This window comes from Burkholderia sp. AW33-5, assembly GCF_053427615.1.
The window spans coordinates 118,234-133,254 of record NZ_JBSAXA010000006.1 but is presented as its reverse complement, the minus strand read 5'-3'; the positions used below and the strand labels follow the sequence as shown (position 1 = coordinate 133,254).

At 67.4% G+C, this 15,021-nt stretch carries 14 protein-coding genes; 6 read left to right on the top strand and 8 right to left on the bottom strand.

The genetic code is table 11. From position 1 onward, the window contains the following. The first annotated feature begins 3 nt into the window (after nucleotides 1–3). The 3 genes from gpmA (at nucleotide 4) to ACV22V_RS13455 (ending at nucleotide 3,407) form a co-directional block, all read left to right on the top strand. Nucleotides 4–750, top strand: a complete 747-nt coding sequence (gene gpmA / locus ACV22V_RS13465) for a 2,3-diphosphoglycerate-dependent phosphoglycerate mutase (RefSeq protein WP_059526237.1) — start codon at nucleotides 4–6, stop codon at nucleotides 748–750. A 250-nt stretch (nucleotides 751–1,000) separates the two neighbouring features. Next, complete coding sequence (locus ACV22V_RS13460; protein WP_059526241.1) at nucleotides 1,001–2,542, top strand: S41 family peptidase; 1,542 nt, start codon at nucleotides 1,001–1,003, stop codon at nucleotides 2,540–2,542. 112 nt (nucleotides 2,543–2,654) lie between these two features. Next, entirely contained in the window at nucleotides 2,655–3,407 is a 753-nt protein-coding gene (locus tag ACV22V_RS13455) for a HesA/MoeB/ThiF family protein (RefSeq protein ID WP_059691432.1), read from the top strand. A gap of 83 nt (nucleotides 3,408–3,490) precedes the next feature. On the opposite strand, the gene ptsP is transcribed toward ACV22V_RS13455, so the two are convergent. The 7 genes from ptsP to ACV22V_RS13420 form a co-directional block, all read right to left on the bottom strand. Beyond that, nucleotides 3,491–5,263 (bottom strand): phosphoenolpyruvate--protein phosphotransferase, encoded by a 1,773-nt coding sequence (gene ptsP / locus ACV22V_RS13450; protein ID WP_059526298.1) that lies wholly within the window; start codon nucleotides 5,261–5,263, stop codon nucleotides 3,491–3,493. A gap of 201 nt (nucleotides 5,264–5,464) precedes the next feature. Further along, entirely contained in the window at nucleotides 5,465–5,734 is a 270-nt protein-coding gene (locus tag ACV22V_RS13445; protein WP_006477716.1) for an HPr family phosphocarrier protein, read from the bottom strand. A gap of 74 nt (nucleotides 5,735–5,808) precedes the next feature. Further along, complete coding sequence (locus tag ACV22V_RS13440; RefSeq protein WP_059526247.1) at nucleotides 5,809–6,279, bottom strand: PTS sugar transporter subunit IIA; 471 nt, start codon at nucleotides 6,277–6,279, stop codon at nucleotides 5,809–5,811. A 231-nt stretch (nucleotides 6,280–6,510) separates the two neighbouring features. Further along, on the bottom strand, nucleotides 6,511–7,467 hold the full coding sequence (gshB, locus tag ACV22V_RS13435) for a glutathione synthase (RefSeq protein ID WP_175909295.1): 957 nt from the start codon (nucleotides 7,465–7,467) through the stop codon (nucleotides 6,511–6,513). A 25-nt stretch (nucleotides 7,468–7,492) separates the two neighbouring features. Next, entirely contained in the window at nucleotides 7,493–8,782 is a 1,290-nt protein-coding gene (gshA, locus tag ACV22V_RS13430) for a glutamate--cysteine ligase (RefSeq protein ID WP_059451518.1), read from the bottom strand. 242 nt (nucleotides 8,783–9,024) lie between these two features. After that, nucleotides 9,025–10,542: an ammonium transporter gene (locus tag ACV22V_RS13425; RefSeq protein WP_059526256.1), complete on the bottom strand. Its 1,518-nt coding sequence runs from the start codon at nucleotides 10,540–10,542 to the stop codon at nucleotides 9,025–9,027. Between the two features lie 33 nt (nucleotides 10,543–10,575). After that, nucleotides 10,576–10,914 carry a P-II family nitrogen regulator gene (locus ACV22V_RS13420; RefSeq protein WP_006398175.1) on the bottom strand — a complete coding sequence of 113 codons (339 nt, stop codon included), beginning with the start codon at nucleotides 10,912–10,914 and terminating at the stop codon, nucleotides 10,576–10,578. Between the two features lie 354 nt (nucleotides 10,915–11,268). On the opposite strand from ACV22V_RS13420, the gene ACV22V_RS13415 reads away from it, so the two are divergent. Continuing rightward, nucleotides 11,269–11,520: an accessory factor UbiK family protein gene (locus tag ACV22V_RS13415; RefSeq protein WP_059526259.1), complete on the top strand. Its 252-nt coding sequence runs from the start codon at nucleotides 11,269–11,271 to the stop codon at nucleotides 11,518–11,520. A 241-nt stretch (nucleotides 11,521–11,761) separates the two neighbouring features. After that, nucleotides 11,762–13,396, top strand: a complete 1,635-nt coding sequence (locus ACV22V_RS13410) for a YifB family Mg chelatase-like AAA ATPase (protein WP_448014174.1) — start codon at nucleotides 11,762–11,764, stop codon at nucleotides 13,394–13,396. Nucleotides 13,397–13,729: 333 nt separating this feature from the next. Here ACV22V_RS13410 and ACV22V_RS13405 read toward each other — a convergent pair whose 3' ends face one another. Then, nucleotides 13,730–14,302 carry a hypothetical protein gene (locus tag ACV22V_RS13405; RefSeq protein ID WP_059703302.1) on the bottom strand — a complete coding sequence of 191 codons (573 nt, stop codon included), beginning with the start codon at nucleotides 14,300–14,302 and terminating at the stop codon, nucleotides 13,730–13,732. A gap of 165 nt (nucleotides 14,303–14,467) precedes the next feature. Here ACV22V_RS13405 and ACV22V_RS13400 point away from each other — a divergent pair, with 165 nt between their 5' ends. Continuing rightward, entirely contained in the window at nucleotides 14,468–15,004 is a 537-nt protein-coding gene (locus tag ACV22V_RS13400) for a peroxiredoxin family protein (RefSeq protein WP_059526269.1), read from the top strand. Nucleotides 15,005–15,021 lie beyond the last annotated feature (17 nt).

The following is a 15,021-nucleotide window of genomic DNA, read 5'->3' as shown; positions in this document are numbered from 1 at the left end:
TCCATGTACAAACTCGTTCTCATCCGCCACGGCGAATCGACGTGGAACAAGGAAAACCGCTTCACCGGCTGGGTCGACGTCGACCTGACCGAACAGGGTCGCAACGAGGCCTACCAGGCCGGCGAATTGCTCAAGGAGGCAGGCTACACGTTCGACATCGCGTACACGTCGGTACTCAAGCGCGCGATCCGCACGTTGTGGCACGTGCAGGACAAGATGGACCTGATGTATCTGCCGGTCGTCCACTCGTGGCGCCTGAACGAACGCCACTACGGTGCGCTGTCGGGCCTGAACAAGGCGGAAACGGCCGCCAAGTTCGGCGACGACCAGGTGCTCGTGTGGCGCCGCAGCTACGACACGCCGCCGCCGGCGCTCGAGCCGACAGACGAACGCGCGCCGTTCGCCGACCCGCGCTACGCGAAGGTGCCGCGCGAACAGCTGCCGCTCACCGAATGCCTGAAGGACACGGTCGCGCGCGTGCTGCCGCTGTGGAACGAATCGATCGCGCCCGCCGTCCGTGCGGGCAAGCAGGTGCTGATCGCCGCGCACGGCAACTCGCTGCGCGCGCTGATCAAGTACCTCGACGGCATCTCGGACAGCGACATCGTCGGCCTGAACATCCCGAACGGCGTGCCGCTCGTGTATGAACTCGACGAGAACCTGAAGCCGATCCAGCACTACTACCTGGGCGACCAGGACGCGATCGCGAAGGCACAGGCTGCCGTCGCGAAGCAGGGCAAGGCGGGCTGATACCCGCGATGCCGGGCATGCCGCCGCGCGCGCGGCCTGCCCGGCCCAACCCGGCGTGCGGCGCGAACCTTCGCGGCCCCGGTGCGGTCGAATCCGCTTTCGAATCCGCTGCGCGTCCGGCGGCACCCCGCCGGGAACCAGGGCTCCGGGGCCAATTCGCACCGTTCCACTGGGCAATCGGACGAACAGTTATACTTGTCCGCTACATCCCCGCTACCGCCACGCGCTTCCCGACCGCACCAGACTCTCTATGCGAATGAAATTGAAGAACATCGGCCTGATTGCCGCGGGCCTCGCCACGGGCGTATTCGCCACGCTGCAGGTTTCGGCGTCGGCCGAGCAGACCGCCACGGCGCCGCTTCCCCTCGACCAGCTCCGCCTGTTCGCGGAAGTGTTCGGCCAGATCAAGCGCGAGTACGTCGAACCGGTCGACGACAAGAAGCTGCTGACGGCGGCGATCAAGGGCATGGTGTCGAGCCTCGACCCGCATTCGTCGTTCCTCGACAAGACCGACTATGACGAACTGCAGGAGCAGACCAAGGGTCGCTTCGCGGGTCTCGGCATCGAGATCTCGCAGGAAGACGGTCTCGTCAAGGTGATCTCCCCGATCGAAGATACCCCCGCGTTTCGTGCCGGCATCCGTCCGGGCGACCTGATCACCCGCATCAACGACAAGCCCGTGCGCGGCATGACGCTCGACAAGGCCGTCAAGCAAATGCGCGGCGAGCCGGGCACCAAGGTCACGCTGACGATCTTCCGCAAGAGCGACGACCGCACGTTCCCGATCACGGTCACGCGCGCGATCATCAGGGTCCAGAGCGTGAAGATGAAGCTGCTCGACCCGGGCTACGCATACATCCGGATCACGAGCTTCCAGGAGCGCACGACGCCCGATCTCGCCGCGAAGCTGCAGGACATCGCACGCCAGCAGCCGAATCTGAAGGGCCTGATCCTCGACCTGCGCAACAACGGTGGCGGCCTGCTGCAAAGCGCGGTCGGCGTCGCCGGCGCGTTCCTGCCGCCCGACTCCGTCGTCGTGTCGACCAACGGCCAGATTCCGGATTCGAAGCAGGTCTACCGCGACACCTACGACAACTACCGCCTGCCGTCCTTCGACGGCGATCCGCTGAAGAGCCTGCCGCCGGTCTTCAAGACCGTGCCGATGGTCGTGCTGACGAACGCGTATTCGGCGTCCGCGTCGGAAATCGTCGCCGGCGCGCTGCAGGATTCGAAGCGCGCGCAGATCATGGGCAAGACGACGTTCGGCAAGGGCTCGGTGCAGACGGTCCGTCCGATGACGGCCGACACCGCGCTGCGCCTGACGACGGCCTACTACTACACGCCGAGCGGCCGTTCGATCCAGAACAAGGGCATCACGCCCGACGTGCCGGTCGATCAGTACGCGGACGGCGATCCGGACGACGTGCTCGTGACGCGCGAGGTCGACTACACGAACCACCTCGCGAACACGCAGGATCCGAACGAGAAGAAGGAACAGGAAGAACGCGAGCAGCGCCGGATGGACCAGCTGCGCGTCCTCGAGGAGCAGAACGACAAGAAGACGCCGGAGCAGCGCCAGAAGGACCGCGATCGCAAGCCGATCGAGTTCGGCAGCACCGACGACTTCATGATGCAGCAGGCGCTCAACAAGCTCGAGGGCAAGCCGGTGCAGGAATCGAAGTCGCTGCTCGCCGAAAGCACGACGAAGAGCCCGGCAGCCAAGGCCGCGTCCACCACGAAGGCGTCGGGCGCGAAGGCGGCCGCACCGAAGCCCGCGTCGGCACCGCAGTAAGCGCCGGCCGGCATCCGACGGGCCATCGCGGGAAGACCGCGATGGCCCGTTTTTCATGTGCGCCTAGAATGAATCGATACGCCGGCGCTTCCGCCCCGCTCACGACTTCCCCATGAACGACGATCAACTCCTCCGCTACTCCCGCCACATCCTCGTCGACGAAATCGGCATCGAGGCGCAGCAGCGCTTTCTCGACGCGCACGCGATCGTCGTGGGCGCCGGCGGTCTCGGCTCGCCGGCCGCGATGTATCTCGCGGCGTCCGGGGTCGGCACGATCACGCTCGTCGACGCCGACACGGTCGACCTCACGAACCTGCAGCGGCAGATCCTCCACGCGACCGCATCGGTCGGCCGCAGCAAGGTCGAATCGGGGCGCGACGCGCTCGCGCGGCTGAACCCGGAAGTGACCGTGCATGCGGTCGCGGCGCGCGTCGACGATGCATGGCTCGACGAACATGTGCCGCAAGCCACCGTCGTGCTCGACTGCACCGACAACTTCGCGACGCGCCATGCGATCAACCGCGCGTGCGTCGCACACGGCGTGCCGCTCGTGTCGGGCGCCGCGCTGCGCTTCGATGGCCAGATCAGCACGTTCGATTTCCGCGACCCGGCCGCGCCCTGCTACGCGTGCGTGTTTCCGGAAGACCAGCCGTTCGAGGAAGTCGCGTGCGCGACGATGGGCGTGTTCGCGCCGACGGTCGGCATCATCGGTGCGATGCAGGCCGCCGAAGCGCTGCGCGTGATCGGCGCGATCGGCACGACGCTCAACGGCCGGCTGATGATGCTCGATTCGCTGCGGATGGAATGGACGACGATGAAGATCGCGCGCCAGGCCGACTGCCCCGTGTGCCAGGGCCGGCACTGACGCGCGCGGGATGCATGCGCCGAACGGCGCATGCGTGACGTTTCGCAACCTTCGCGACGGTTCCGCGGTGCGGCCCGCGCCGCCTAGGCGGCCGCGTCCGCGCGCGGCTCCGCGACCGACAGGCGCTTGAGCGCCGCCTGCACTTCCTCCGGCTCGAATGCGGCCAGCACGTCGGCCGTGGGCTTCTCGAGCGCCTTCAGGTGCGCGCGCAGGATCTCCTGCTTCACCACCAGCAACTGGCTCGGGTGCATCGAGAACTCGGTGAGCCCCATCCCGAGCAACAGGCGCGTGAGCGCCGGATCGCCCGCCATCTCCCCGCACACCGACACCGACACGCCGGCCCGCTTCGCTTCGCGCAGCGTGTAGGCGATCAGGTGCAGCACCGCCGGATGCAGCGGGTCGTACAGGTGCGCGACCGCATTGTCCGCGCGGTCGATCGCGAGCGTGTACTGGATCAGGTCGTTCGTGCCGATCGACAGGAAATCGAAGCGCTTCAGGAACAGCGGCAGCGCGATCGCCGCGGCCGGAATCTCGATCATCGCGCCGATGCGCACGTTCGGATCGTACGCAAGCCCCGCGTCGTCGAGCTGGCGCTTCGCCTCGCGGATCAGGTCGAGCGTCTGGTCGATCTCCTGCGCGTGCGCGAGCATCGGGATCAGGATCTTCACCTGCCCGAACGCGGACGCGCGCAGGATCGCGCGCAGCTGCGTGAGGAACATCTGCGGCTCGGACAGGCTCCAGCGGATCGCACGCAGGCCGAGCGCCGGGTTCGGCGCCGTCTCGTAGCCTTCGTCGAGCGCCTCGAGCGGCTTGTCCGCGCCGACGTCGATCGTGCGGATCGTCACCGGCATGCCCTTCATCCACTCGACCGCGCGCTTGTACGCGGCGAACTGCTCCTCCTCCTCGGGCATCTCCTTCTGATGCATGAACAGGAACTCGGAGCGGAACAGCCCGACGCCGACCGCGCCGGCCTCGACCGCCGCCTTCGCGTCGTCGGGCAGCTCGATGTTCGCGTACAGCTCGATCTTCGTGCCGCACAGGGTTTGCGTCGGCGAGAACTTCAGCCGCTGCAGCTTGCGTTGCTCGAGCAGCTTCTCGGACTGACGGTACGAATATTCCTCGAGGACGATCGGCGCGGGATCGACGATCACGATCCCCTGGTCGCCGTCGACGATGATCAGGTCGTCCTGCCGGATCAGCGCGCTCGCATGCTGGACGCCGACCGCGGCGGGAATGCCGAGGCTGCGCGCGACGATCGCCGTGTGCGACGTGCGGCCGCCGAGATCGGTGACGAACGCCTGGAACGACTGCGACTTGAACTGCATCATGTCGGCCGGCGCGATGTCGTGCGCGACGACGATCATCTCGCTCTGACCTTGCGCGGCGGCGCCATCGAGCGCCTGCGACGCCGACGGCGCACCGGCGAGCGCTTTCAACACGCGCTCGACCACCTGCTCGATGTCGGCCTTGCGCTCGCGCAAGTATTCATCCTCGATGTCGTCGAAGTGGCGCGTGAGCAGCTCGAGCTGCTCGGTCAGCGCCCATTCGACGTTGTAGCGTCGCGTGCGGATCAGGTCGATGGTTTCCTGCACGAGCATCGCGTCGCTCAGGATCATCGCGTGGACGTCGATGAACGCGGCCACTTCGGTCGGGGTGTCGTCGGTCAGGTCGGCGCGCAGCGCCTCGAGCTCGTGATGCACGACCTCGCGCGCCGTGCTGAAACGCGCGACCTCGGCGTCGATCTGGTTCGCCTCGACCAGGTAATGGGCGACGTCGAGCGCCGCCGGCGCGATCAGGTATGCTCGCCCGATCGCGATACCACGTGAGACGGGAATGCCATGCAGCGTGAAGGACACGCGCACCTCCTCTGTACATGTAAAGCCGCGGCACACTGCTGCGATGCGCTTATGACCCCGGTTAGCGATTATAAATTCCGTACCTCCATGCTGACTGCGTGCAGCGCAGCATTGCCATTTCCGCATCAATGCCGCGGACGAAAAAAATGCCGCGACAAGCGCGGCATTCTGCTTCGAAACGACAACGATCCCGCGCGGGGATCACTGACCTTCGCCGAACTTGTCCGCGATCAGCTTGAGCAGCGCATCCATCGCCTCGCGTTCGTCGGGACCTTCGGTCTCGATCGTCACGGTGCTGCCGATGCCCGCCGCCAGCATCATCACGCCCATGATGCTTTTTGCGTTGATCTTGCGTCCGTTGCGCGTCATCCAGACTTCCGACTGGAAGTTGCCGGCCAGTTGCGTAAGCTTGGCCGATGCGCGTGCATGGAGCCCCAATTTGTTGACGATGGTGGTTTCTTGTTGAAGCATGGTTCTCGGTCGGGTCGGTCGCGGCCGCCGGCGACGTGCGTCGGCGGGTCGGTCTAAAACGGAAAACGGGGCAGTCAGTGCGATTCGGTGCGCGGTTGCGGCTCGGGCGGAATCGGCGCGCACTGGCCGCAGCCGACTTCGGTCGGCGGCGGCGGTGTGCCGGCCGCCACTTCGTGGACGCCCTTCGCGCCGCCGGACAGCGCCTTGTCGACGAGCTTGTCGAGCGGCACGGTACGGTAGCAGACGGCCCGCACCAGCATCGGCAGGTTCACGCCCGCCAGCACGCGCACGTTGTCGAGCTTCGCGAGCTGGCCCGCGATGTTCGCGGGCGTCGCGCCGTACATGTCGGTCAGCACGACGACGCCATTTTCTTCCCTGAGCCGCGCGAGCTCCGCGTGCGCGAACGCCATCACCTGGGTGGGATCGCTGTCCGCCAGCACGTCGATGCAGCCGATGCGCGCGGGCACGCCGCCGTAGATGTGCGCGATGCAGTCCCGCAGCGCGGTGGCGAGCGGTGCGTGCGCGATGATCAGAATCCCGGCCATGTCAGACTGCCCCCGGCCGCCCCTGGCGGGCCGACGCCCCGCAGCGGGGCAACGAGCGTAGCGAGTGAGGGAATCGTTTCATGTTCAGCCTTGCAACGGTTTCGGCCCGACCGCCGGGCCTTCGGCGCGCTGGTCGCGGCACCGGGCAAGCGGGCATTGTAGCAGGCCGGTCGAACCGCTCCGGCGACGGGGGACCTGCGCGGCCGCCGCCGGGCTTGCGCGGAAAGCGGGCTACGCGGCCGCCCGCTCCAGCGCGTCGATGAACATCGCGGCGACGTCGAAACCCGTCTGCTCCATGATTTCGCGGAAGCACGTCGGGCTCGTCACGTTCACCTCGGTCAGCCAGTCGCCGATCGCGTCGAGCCCGACCAGCAGCAGCCCGCGCGCGGCGAGCACCGGCCCGAGCGTCTCGGCGATCTCGCGGTCGCGCGGCGTCAGCGGCTGCGCGACGCCGAGCCCGCCCGCGGCGAGATTGCCGCGCACTTCGCTGCCTTGCGGAATCCGCGCGAGCGAATACGGCACCGGCTCGCCCGCGATCAGCAGAATGCGTTTGTCGCCGGCCGTGATCTCGGGGATGAACTTCTGGATCATCAGCGAGCGCGTGCCGTCGTGGCCGAGCATCTCGATGATCGCGCCGAGATTCATCCCGTCGGCCTTCACGCGGAACACGCCCATCCCGCCCATGCCGTCGAGCGGCTTCACGATCACGTCGCCATGCTCGGCGTGGAACGCACGCAAGCGCGCGGCGTCGCGCGTGACGAGCGTCGGCGCGACGAACTGCGGAAACTCGCCGATCGCCAGCTTCTCCGAATGGTCGCGGATCGACTGGGGCTTGTTGAACACGCGTGCGCCCGCGCGCTCGGCAAGCTCCAGCATCCAGGTGGCCGTCACATACTCCATGTCGAACGGCGGATCCTTGCGCATCAGCACCGCGCCGAACGACGTCAACTGACGCGATTCGTGCGCGCCCGTCTCGTACCACGGATGGCGATGCAGGTCGGCCGTGTCGCCGACGATCGTCACGCGCTGCACGTCCGCCTCGACGCCCGAGCCCGTCCATGCGAGCTGGTGCGGCTGGCACGCGTATACCGCATGGCCGCGCCGCGCGGCCTCCGCCATCATCGCGTAGGTCGAATCCTTGTAGATCTTGAAGCGCTCGAGCGGGTCGGCGATAAAGAGAATGTCCATGCGGGTCCTGTACGTAGCGAAGCCGTTACACCTGGATGGCTTCGGGATCGGTCTTTTCCAGTTCGATCGACGACGCGATCAGCGACAGGCGCGCGACGACGCCGTACATGTAGAAACGGTTCGGCGGCGCGGCGCCCGGCTTCGCGCCGGCATCCGGCAGCGCGGTGTGCTCGAAGCCGAGCGGCACGTAGTGCATGCCGGGCGCGTTCAGGTTCTGGTCGCGCTCGCGGCCGCCGTGCGTGCGGTAGAAACCGCCGACCACGTAGCGGTCGATCATGTACACGACCGGCTCCGCGACTTCGTCGCCGACGCGCTCGAACGTGTAGACGCCTTCCTGCACGATCACGTCGCGCACCGCGAGGCCGGCCTTCGACTCGGCCATCTGCGCGCGCTCGGCCTTCGACATGCGGCCGATCTCGGCCGCGTCGTGCACGGTCATGACGCCGCGCCCGGCGGTGCCCGCGTCGGCCTTCACGACGACGTACGGCTTTTCGCTGATCCCGTATTCGCGATACTTGCGCGCGATCTTCTTCAGCACGCCGTCGATCGCGTCGGCGAGCGCCTGCTCGCCTTCATGGCCCTGCCAGTCAACGCCTTCGACGTGCGCGAAATACGGATTCACCATCCACGGATCGACGCCGACCATCTTCGCGAACTTCTTCGCGACGTCGTCGTAGCACGAGAAGTGCGTCGACTTGCGGCGCACGGCCCAGCCCGCGTGCAGCGGCGGCAGGAGGTACTGCTCGTGCAGGTTTTCCAGCACGGCGGGAATGCCGGCCGACAGGTCGTTGTTCAGCAGGATCGAGCACGGATCGAAATTCTTCAGGCCGAGACGGCGCTGCGAACGCTCGAGCGGTTCGAGCACGATCTTCTGGCCGTCGGCCAGCGTGATCGGCGTCATGTCGGTGATGCTCGGGTCGAGCGAGCCGAAGCGCACGTTCAGGCCGGCCTGGCGCATGATCGTCGCGAGCCGCGCGACGTTTTCCAGGTAGAACGCGTTGCGGGTCGGCAGCTCGGGAATCACGAGCAGATTCTTCGCGTCCGGGCAGATCTTCTCGATCGCGGCCATCGCGGCCTGGACGGCGAGCGGCAGCACTTCGGACGGCAGATTATTGAACGCGCCGGGGAACAGATTCGCGTCGACGGGCGCCAGCTTGAAACCGGCGTTGCGCAGGTCCACCGAACAATAGAACGGCGGGGTGTGTTCCTGCCATTCGAGCCTGAACCAGCGTTCGATCGCAGGCGTCGCGTCGAGGATCTTCTGCTCGAGCTCGAGCAGCGGACCGTTCAACGCGGTAACGAGGTGGGGAACCATGAATCACTCGCGAGCGGGAGAATGAAGATTGTAGAGCAATTGCCCCGCCCATTTGGGGATTGTTCCCGGCTTCGCAAGGGTTTGGAGGAAGTTTTCGGCTATTGACCCGATAGCGTGAAGGGTTATGCGCTACGGCAGCACGCGGCAGGAGAAAAAAAGCCCGCCGGGCGGGCGGGCCGAAGTCGCTGCGCTCATTCGGGGCGGGCGCCGTCTGCGCGGCGGGCCGCCGTCATCCGTACGACTTATTCGACGTGCTCGCCGTGCAGCACCACGTCGAGGCCTTCGCGCTCTTCCTCTTCGGTCACGCGCAGGCCGATCGTCAGGTCGATCAGCTTCAGCAGCACGAAGCTCAGGACGCCGCTGTACACCAGCGTGATCAGCACGCCCTTGGCCTGCAGCAGCAGGCTGCCGTCGGCGCCGCCGATGTCCTTGACCGCGAACACGCCCGTCAGCAGCGCGCCGAGAATCCCGCCGATGCCGTGCACGCCGAACGCATCGAGCGAATCGTCGTAGCCGAGCTTCGACTTGAGCCACGTCGCCGACCAGAAGCACACGACGCCTGCCGCGATACCGATCACGAGCGCACCCGTCACGCCGACGAAGCCGGCGGCCGGGGTGATCGCGACGAGGCCCGCGACCGCGCCCGACACGATGCCGAGCACCGACGGCTTGCCGTGCGAGATCCATTCGGCAAACATCCAGCCGAGCGCCGCGCACGCCGTCGCGACTTGCGTCGTCAGCATCGCGAAGCCGGCACGGCCGTCGGCCGCGACCGCGGAACCCGCGTTGAAGCCGAACCAGCCCACCCACAGCATCGAGCCGCCGATCATCGTCAGCACGAGGTTGTGCGGCGCCATCGACTCACGACCGAAGCCGACGCGCTTGCCGAGCATCAGGCACGACACGAGGCCCGCGATACCGGCGTTGATGTGCACGACGGTGCCGCCCGCGAAGTCGAGCACGCCGTCGGCCGACAGCCAGCCGGTCGGCTCCCACACCATGTGCGCGATCGGCACATAGACGATCAGCGACCAGAGCGCCATGAACACGAGCATCGCCGAGAACTTCATCCGGTCGGCGAACGCGCCGCAGATCAGGGCCGGCGTGATGATCGCGAACGTCATCTGGTAGACGAAGTAGACCGATTCCGGAATCGTCGTCGCGAGGTGGCTGACGGTCAGCGTGGTTGCCTTGTCGCCCTTCACGTAGCTCATGCCGTGCAGGAACGCGCGCGACAGCCCGCCGATGAAGCCGTTGCCCGGCGTGAACGCGAGGCTGTAGCCGACCACCGTCCACAGCACCGTGATCACCGCGGTGATCGCGAAGCTCTGCATCACGGTCGCGAGCACGTTCTTCTTGCGGACCATGCCCGCGTAGAACAGCGCGAGGCCGGGGATCGTCATGAACAGCACGAGCGCGGTGGACGTCAGCATCCACGCGGTGTCGCCGGCACTGATCTTCGACGAATCGACGGAGAACGGCTCGGTCGGCGCGGCGGGTGCGGCCGGCGCGGACGCGGCGGCAGCGGCCGATGCGTCGGAGGCGGCGCCCGAAGCGGGCGCGGCGGCAGCGGCAGGCGCCGATGCGTCCGTGGCGGCCGGCGCCGAAGCGGCCGGAGCGGCGGCTGCCGACGCATCGGACGCCGTTGCGGCGGGCGCGGACGCAGCCGCGGCGGAAGCCGCGTCGTCGGCGAGCGCGGGGCCGACACCGGCCGCGATCAGCGAACCGGCCATCAGCAGGGACATCAGAAGTTTGCGCATCTCGGGTTTCCTCTTGTCGCTTGTCTTTGTCTGTTACAGCGCGTCTGCGCCGGTCTCCCCGGTCCGGATCCGGATCACTTGCTCGATCGGCGTGACGAAGATCTTCCCGTCGCCGATCTTGCCGGTGCGGGCGGCCCGCTCGATCGCCTCGACCGCCTGGTCGACGAGATCGTCGGACACGGCCGCCTCGATCTTCATCTTCGGCAGGAAATCGACCACGTATTCGGCGCCCCGGTACAACTCGGTGTGCCCCTTCTGGCGCCCGAACCCTTTCACCTCAGTGACCGTGATGCCCGAGACGCCGAGCGCGGAGAGCGCTTCGCGCGTCTCATCGAGCTTGAACGGCTTGATGATTGCGGTAATCAGTTTCATGAAGTCCTCTCGCTGGGTGGTCCCGTCGAATTGGTTGGAATGGTGTAACGGTCTCTCCTCAGCAACTCGCATGCCATGTTCGTGCGAAGACCGCCTCGAACCGCTCTTAAACAGGGTCGCATCTGATGCTGAAAGGTGCGGAAGCCCGGCCGAATGGCCAACATGGCCCGGTTTGCTGGCGCGCCGAAAGGATCGTTGCTAGAGTGCACGCACGTCCCGGCTTACCGGGCCATTCACCCATGCGGGCGCCGTGCCCGGAAATCGCGCCGCGGGCGCACCATTTCCGGTCATGCGTGCATCATGGGCACGTATGCAACTGAATATGCACAATTTTTGTGCAAGGAAGGAAATCTCATGAAGCAACCCAGCGATGTTTTCAACGACCTGCAGTCGCGCGTCAGCGATCTGCTGAAAAACTCGCCGGCCAAGGATGTCGAGCGCAACGTGAAGGCCATGTTGTCGCAAGGCTTCTCGAAGCTCGATCTCGTCACGCGCGAGGAGTTCGACACGCAGGCACATGTGCTCGCCCGCACTCGCGTGCGTCTCGAGGAACTCGAGAAGCGCGTCGCGGAACTCGAGCAGAAGCTCGCAGCGTCCCAGGCCTGACGCCCCACCCGACCGACTGGTCCGGGCGCGGGCCGCCTCGTGCGGCCCGCGCCTGTCACCCGGAAATCAGCCAGTCGGCTAGCCGTTCCGTCGTTCTTCGCTGTTCCTCGCTCTTCGCAGTTCGTCGTTCCTCGTTCTTTCCCGCGCCACGCCGGCAGCGCGCGCACCGATTCCTCCGATTCCCGCGGCATGCGGCCCCGAACGGCCGTAGCCCGTCCGATTCATCTACAGGAGCCTCGCCATGTCGCTCGCCGTGGTGCGCAGTCGCGCGCCGGCGGCCGGCCGCGCGCCGGACGTCACCGTCGAAGTTCATCTTGCCAACGGGCTGCCGTCGTTCTCGATCGTCGGCCTGCCTGATCTCGAAGTCCGCGAAAGCCGCGAGCGCGTGCGCGCCGCGCTGCAGAACTGCGGATTCGACTTCCCCGTCAGGCGTATCACCGTCAATCTCGCGCCGGCCGACCTGCCGAAGGAATCGGGCCGCTTCGACCTGCCGATCGCGCTCGGCATCCTCGCCGCGAACGGCCAGCTCCCGGCCGACGCGCTGGCCGGCCGCGAATTCGCGGGCGAACTGTCGCTGACCGGCGCGCTGCGGCCGATGCGCGGTGCGTTCGCGATGGCGTGCGGCGCCGCGCGCGACCGGCGCGCGGGTCATGCCGCAGCGGACCTCGATTCCGGTCCCGGTTCCCGTTTCGATTCCAGCGGCCATTCCGGCGTCGATTGCGTCGCGATATCCGGCGTGTCAGCCCTGTCGCGCCCGCCCGAGCTGTATCTGCCGCTCGACAGCGCGGCCGAGGCGGCGCTGGTGCCGGGCGTCACCGTGTTCGGCGCGCCCGACCTCCCCGCGCTGTGCGCGCACCTGGCCGGCACGCCGGATGCCCGGCTCGCGCCGGTCGCGGCGCCCTGCCTCGACGGCGTGCCGGCGCCCGCCGCGCCCGATCTCGCGGACGTCGTCGGCCAGCGCGGCGCCCGGCGCGCGCTCGAAGTCGCTGCCGCGGGCGGGCACCACATGCTGATGATCGGGCCGCCCGGCGCCGGCAAGTCGATGCTCGCCGCGCGGCTGCCCGGCCTCCTGCCGCCGCTGACCGACGACGAGGCGCTGACGTCGGCCGCGCTCCTTTCCGCGAGCCGCATCGGCTTCTCGCCCTCGCAGTGGCGGCGGCGCCCGTTCCGCTCGCCGCACCATTCGTCGAGCGCCGCCGCGCTGGTTGGCGGCCGCAACCCGCCTCAGCCGGGCGAGATCACGCTCGCGCACCTCGGCGTGCTGTTTCTCGACGAACTGCCCGAATTCGACCGGCACGTGCTGGAAATGCTACGCGAGCCGCTCGAAGCGGGCCGCATCACGATCTCGCGCGCGGCGCAGCAGGCCGACTTCCCCGCCGCGTGCCAGCTGATCGCCGCGATGAACCCGTGCCCGTGCGGCTGGCACGGCGATCCGTCCGGGCGTTGCCGCTGCACGCCCGATGCCGCCGCGCGCTACCTGCGCAAGCTGTCGGGCCCGCTGCTCGACCGGATCGACATCCAGATCGACCTGCCCGCGCTGTCGCCGGCCGAACTCGCGTCGCGCGCGACGGCACCGGGCGAGCCGAGCGCGGCGGTCGCCGCACGGGTCGCCCAGGCGCGTGCGCTGCAACGCGACCGGCAAGGCAAGACCAATCACATGCTGAGCGGCCGAGAAACCGACGACCTGTGCCGGCCGACCGACGACGGCGAGCGGCTGCTGCGCGAGGCCGGCGAGCGCTTCGGCTGGTCGGCGCGCGCGTATTTCCGCGTGCTGAAGGTCGCGCGCACGATCGCGGACCTGGCCGGCGACCCGTTGCCGACGGCCGCGCAGATCGCCGAAGCGATCCGCTACCGGCGTGCGCTCACGGCACTGTGAGCGCCTTCGGAGGACAAAATACGGCTGTCAAGACTTGACTTATGCACAATTGCACGAATCCGGCCCCCGATCACCCTGCATGGGCGCCCTTTCATCGCGAAATTCGCATCCCTTTGTTTTTATTGATTTTTCTCAAAGCAAGCGCGAGCTGTGAAATGCGCCGGAAGGCCGTCCGGCGCGGCTTTGCGGGAGATTCGATCAACTTTTCAACAAAGTTATCCACATGCACTGTGGATAGCCGAAAAATCCCCGCAAAATCCGGCGATTAGCGTCGAAAGCTGCGAATGAACTTTCAATTGTCACGGAGCGTCCAAGCGCCCTCGCCGGCCGCTGTCAGTCGAGTTTGAACGAACCGAAAAACTGGTCGAGCTGCTCCTGCGCGAGCGGCCGGTCGGCGATCGCGACGGCCTGGTACGCGTGCCGGCCCCGCGCCACGAGCCGCGCGACGATCGTCTTGTGCGAATGGTCGCCGCCGCTGGCCGCGCCCGCGACGCGCAGTTCGAGCCCGTTCACCGCGCCACCGGCCGCGAGCGGCACCGGCACCGAGGCCGTCTGCGGCGCGCCTTCGAGATTGCGCGACAACCCGGACCGCAGGAACTCGAGCGCCGCGTGGCGCGTATCGTCGCGGTCGTCGGGCAGCGTCAGCGTGCCGACCGCGAACACCGCGCCGTCGACGTGCGCGGCCTGCATCCGCATCGGCATCGACGCGCCGCCGACTGCCACCGGCTGATCCTCGACGGTCGGCTTCGCCGGCAGGTCGATCGTGTAGCCGGCGTCGTTGTGCAGCGTGCGCCAGTCATACGACGGCGAGCACGCGGCCAGCGCCGCGCTCACGCATGCGAGCGCGGCGAAGTGTCGCAGCGGACGAAAAAGGGGGCGCAACGAATGGAGAACTTCCTTCGGCATGGCAGTGATGGGGACAGGCAAAAACGCCCATTATCCGCCGAAGCCGGCGCCCGGTATGCGTGGCGGCCGCCGGTGCGCGCGTCGCATTCGCGCTAAAATGAGCGCCGAATTTCGACGTCCTTTGCATCGATCCGCGTCATCGACCGACTCCGAGAGCACCCGCAGATGAACACCACGCCTCCCGCCCAGCGCCGCACCGGCCCCGTCCGCTATATCGTCGCGGCCGTCGTCGTCGCGGCCATCGCCGTTGCCGGCTTCTTCGCGTTCAACGGCAAGTCCACCGTGCCGGACGCCACGTTCACGCTGCTGTCGGGCCAGAAGGTATCGACGGCCGGCGACCTGAAGGGCAAGGTCTACCTCGTGAATTTCTGGGCGACGAGCTGCGCGACCTGCATGCAGGAAATGCCGCAGATGGTCGATACCTACAATCGCTTCAAGGGCCAGGGGCTGGAATTCGTCGCGGTCGCGATGAACTACGATCCGCCGATGTACGTCGCGAACTACGCGCAGACGCGTCAGCTGCCGTTCAAGGTCGCGCTCGACGACGGCAGCGTCGCGAAGCAGTTCGGCAACGTGCAGCTCACGCCGACGACCTTCGTCGTCGACAAGGACGGCAAGATCCTGAAGCGCTACGTCGGCGCCCCGCAATTCGCGGAACTCGACGCGCTGCTCAAGAAGGCGCTCGACGGCAACGCGGCCTGAGCGCCGCACGACAAGGC

Excerpts from the sequence above, each read along its gene's own strand:
- gpmA (WP_059526237.1), top strand. The coding sequence starts at position 4 with ATGTACAAACTCGTTCTCATCCGCCACGGCGAATCGACGTGGAACAAG.
- ACV22V_RS13460 (WP_059526241.1), top strand. The coding sequence starts at position 1,001 with ATGCGAATGAAATTGAAGAACATCGGCCTGATTGCCGCGGGCCTCGCC.
- ACV22V_RS13455 (WP_059691432.1), top strand. The coding sequence starts at position 2,655 with ATGAACGACGATCAACTCCTCCGCTACTCCCGCCACATCCTCGTCGAC.
- ACV22V_RS13445 (WP_006477716.1), bottom strand. The coding sequence starts at position 5,734 with ATGCTTCAACAAGAAACCACCATCGTCAACAAATTGGGGCTCCATGCA.
- ACV22V_RS13440 (WP_059526247.1), bottom strand. The coding sequence starts at position 6,279 with ATGGCCGGGATTCTGATCATCGCGCACGCACCGCTCGCCACCGCGCTG.
- gshB (WP_175909295.1), bottom strand. The coding sequence starts at position 7,467 with ATGGACATTCTCTTTATCGCCGACCCGCTCGAGCGCTTCAAGATCTAC.
- gshA (WP_059451518.1), bottom strand. The coding sequence starts at position 8,782 with ATGGTTCCCCACCTCGTTACCGCGTTGAACGGTCCGCTGCTCGAGCTC.
- ACV22V_RS13425 (WP_059526256.1), bottom strand. The coding sequence starts at position 10,542 with ATGCGCAAACTTCTGATGTCCCTGCTGATGGCCGGTTCGCTGATCGCG.
- ACV22V_RS13420 (WP_006398175.1), bottom strand. The coding sequence starts at position 10,914 with ATGAAACTGATTACCGCAATCATCAAGCCGTTCAAGCTCGATGAGACG.
- ACV22V_RS13415 (WP_059526259.1), top strand. The coding sequence starts at position 11,269 with ATGAAGCAACCCAGCGATGTTTTCAACGACCTGCAGTCGCGCGTCAGC.
- ACV22V_RS13410 (WP_448014174.1), top strand. The coding sequence starts at position 11,762 with ATGTCGCTCGCCGTGGTGCGCAGTCGCGCGCCGGCGGCCGGCCGCGCG.
- ACV22V_RS13405 (WP_059703302.1), bottom strand. The coding sequence starts at position 14,302 with ATGCCGAAGGAAGTTCTCCATTCGTTGCGCCCCCTTTTTCGTCCGCTG.
- ACV22V_RS13400 (WP_059526269.1), top strand. The coding sequence starts at position 14,468 with ATGAACACCACGCCTCCCGCCCAGCGCCGCACCGGCCCCGTCCGCTAT.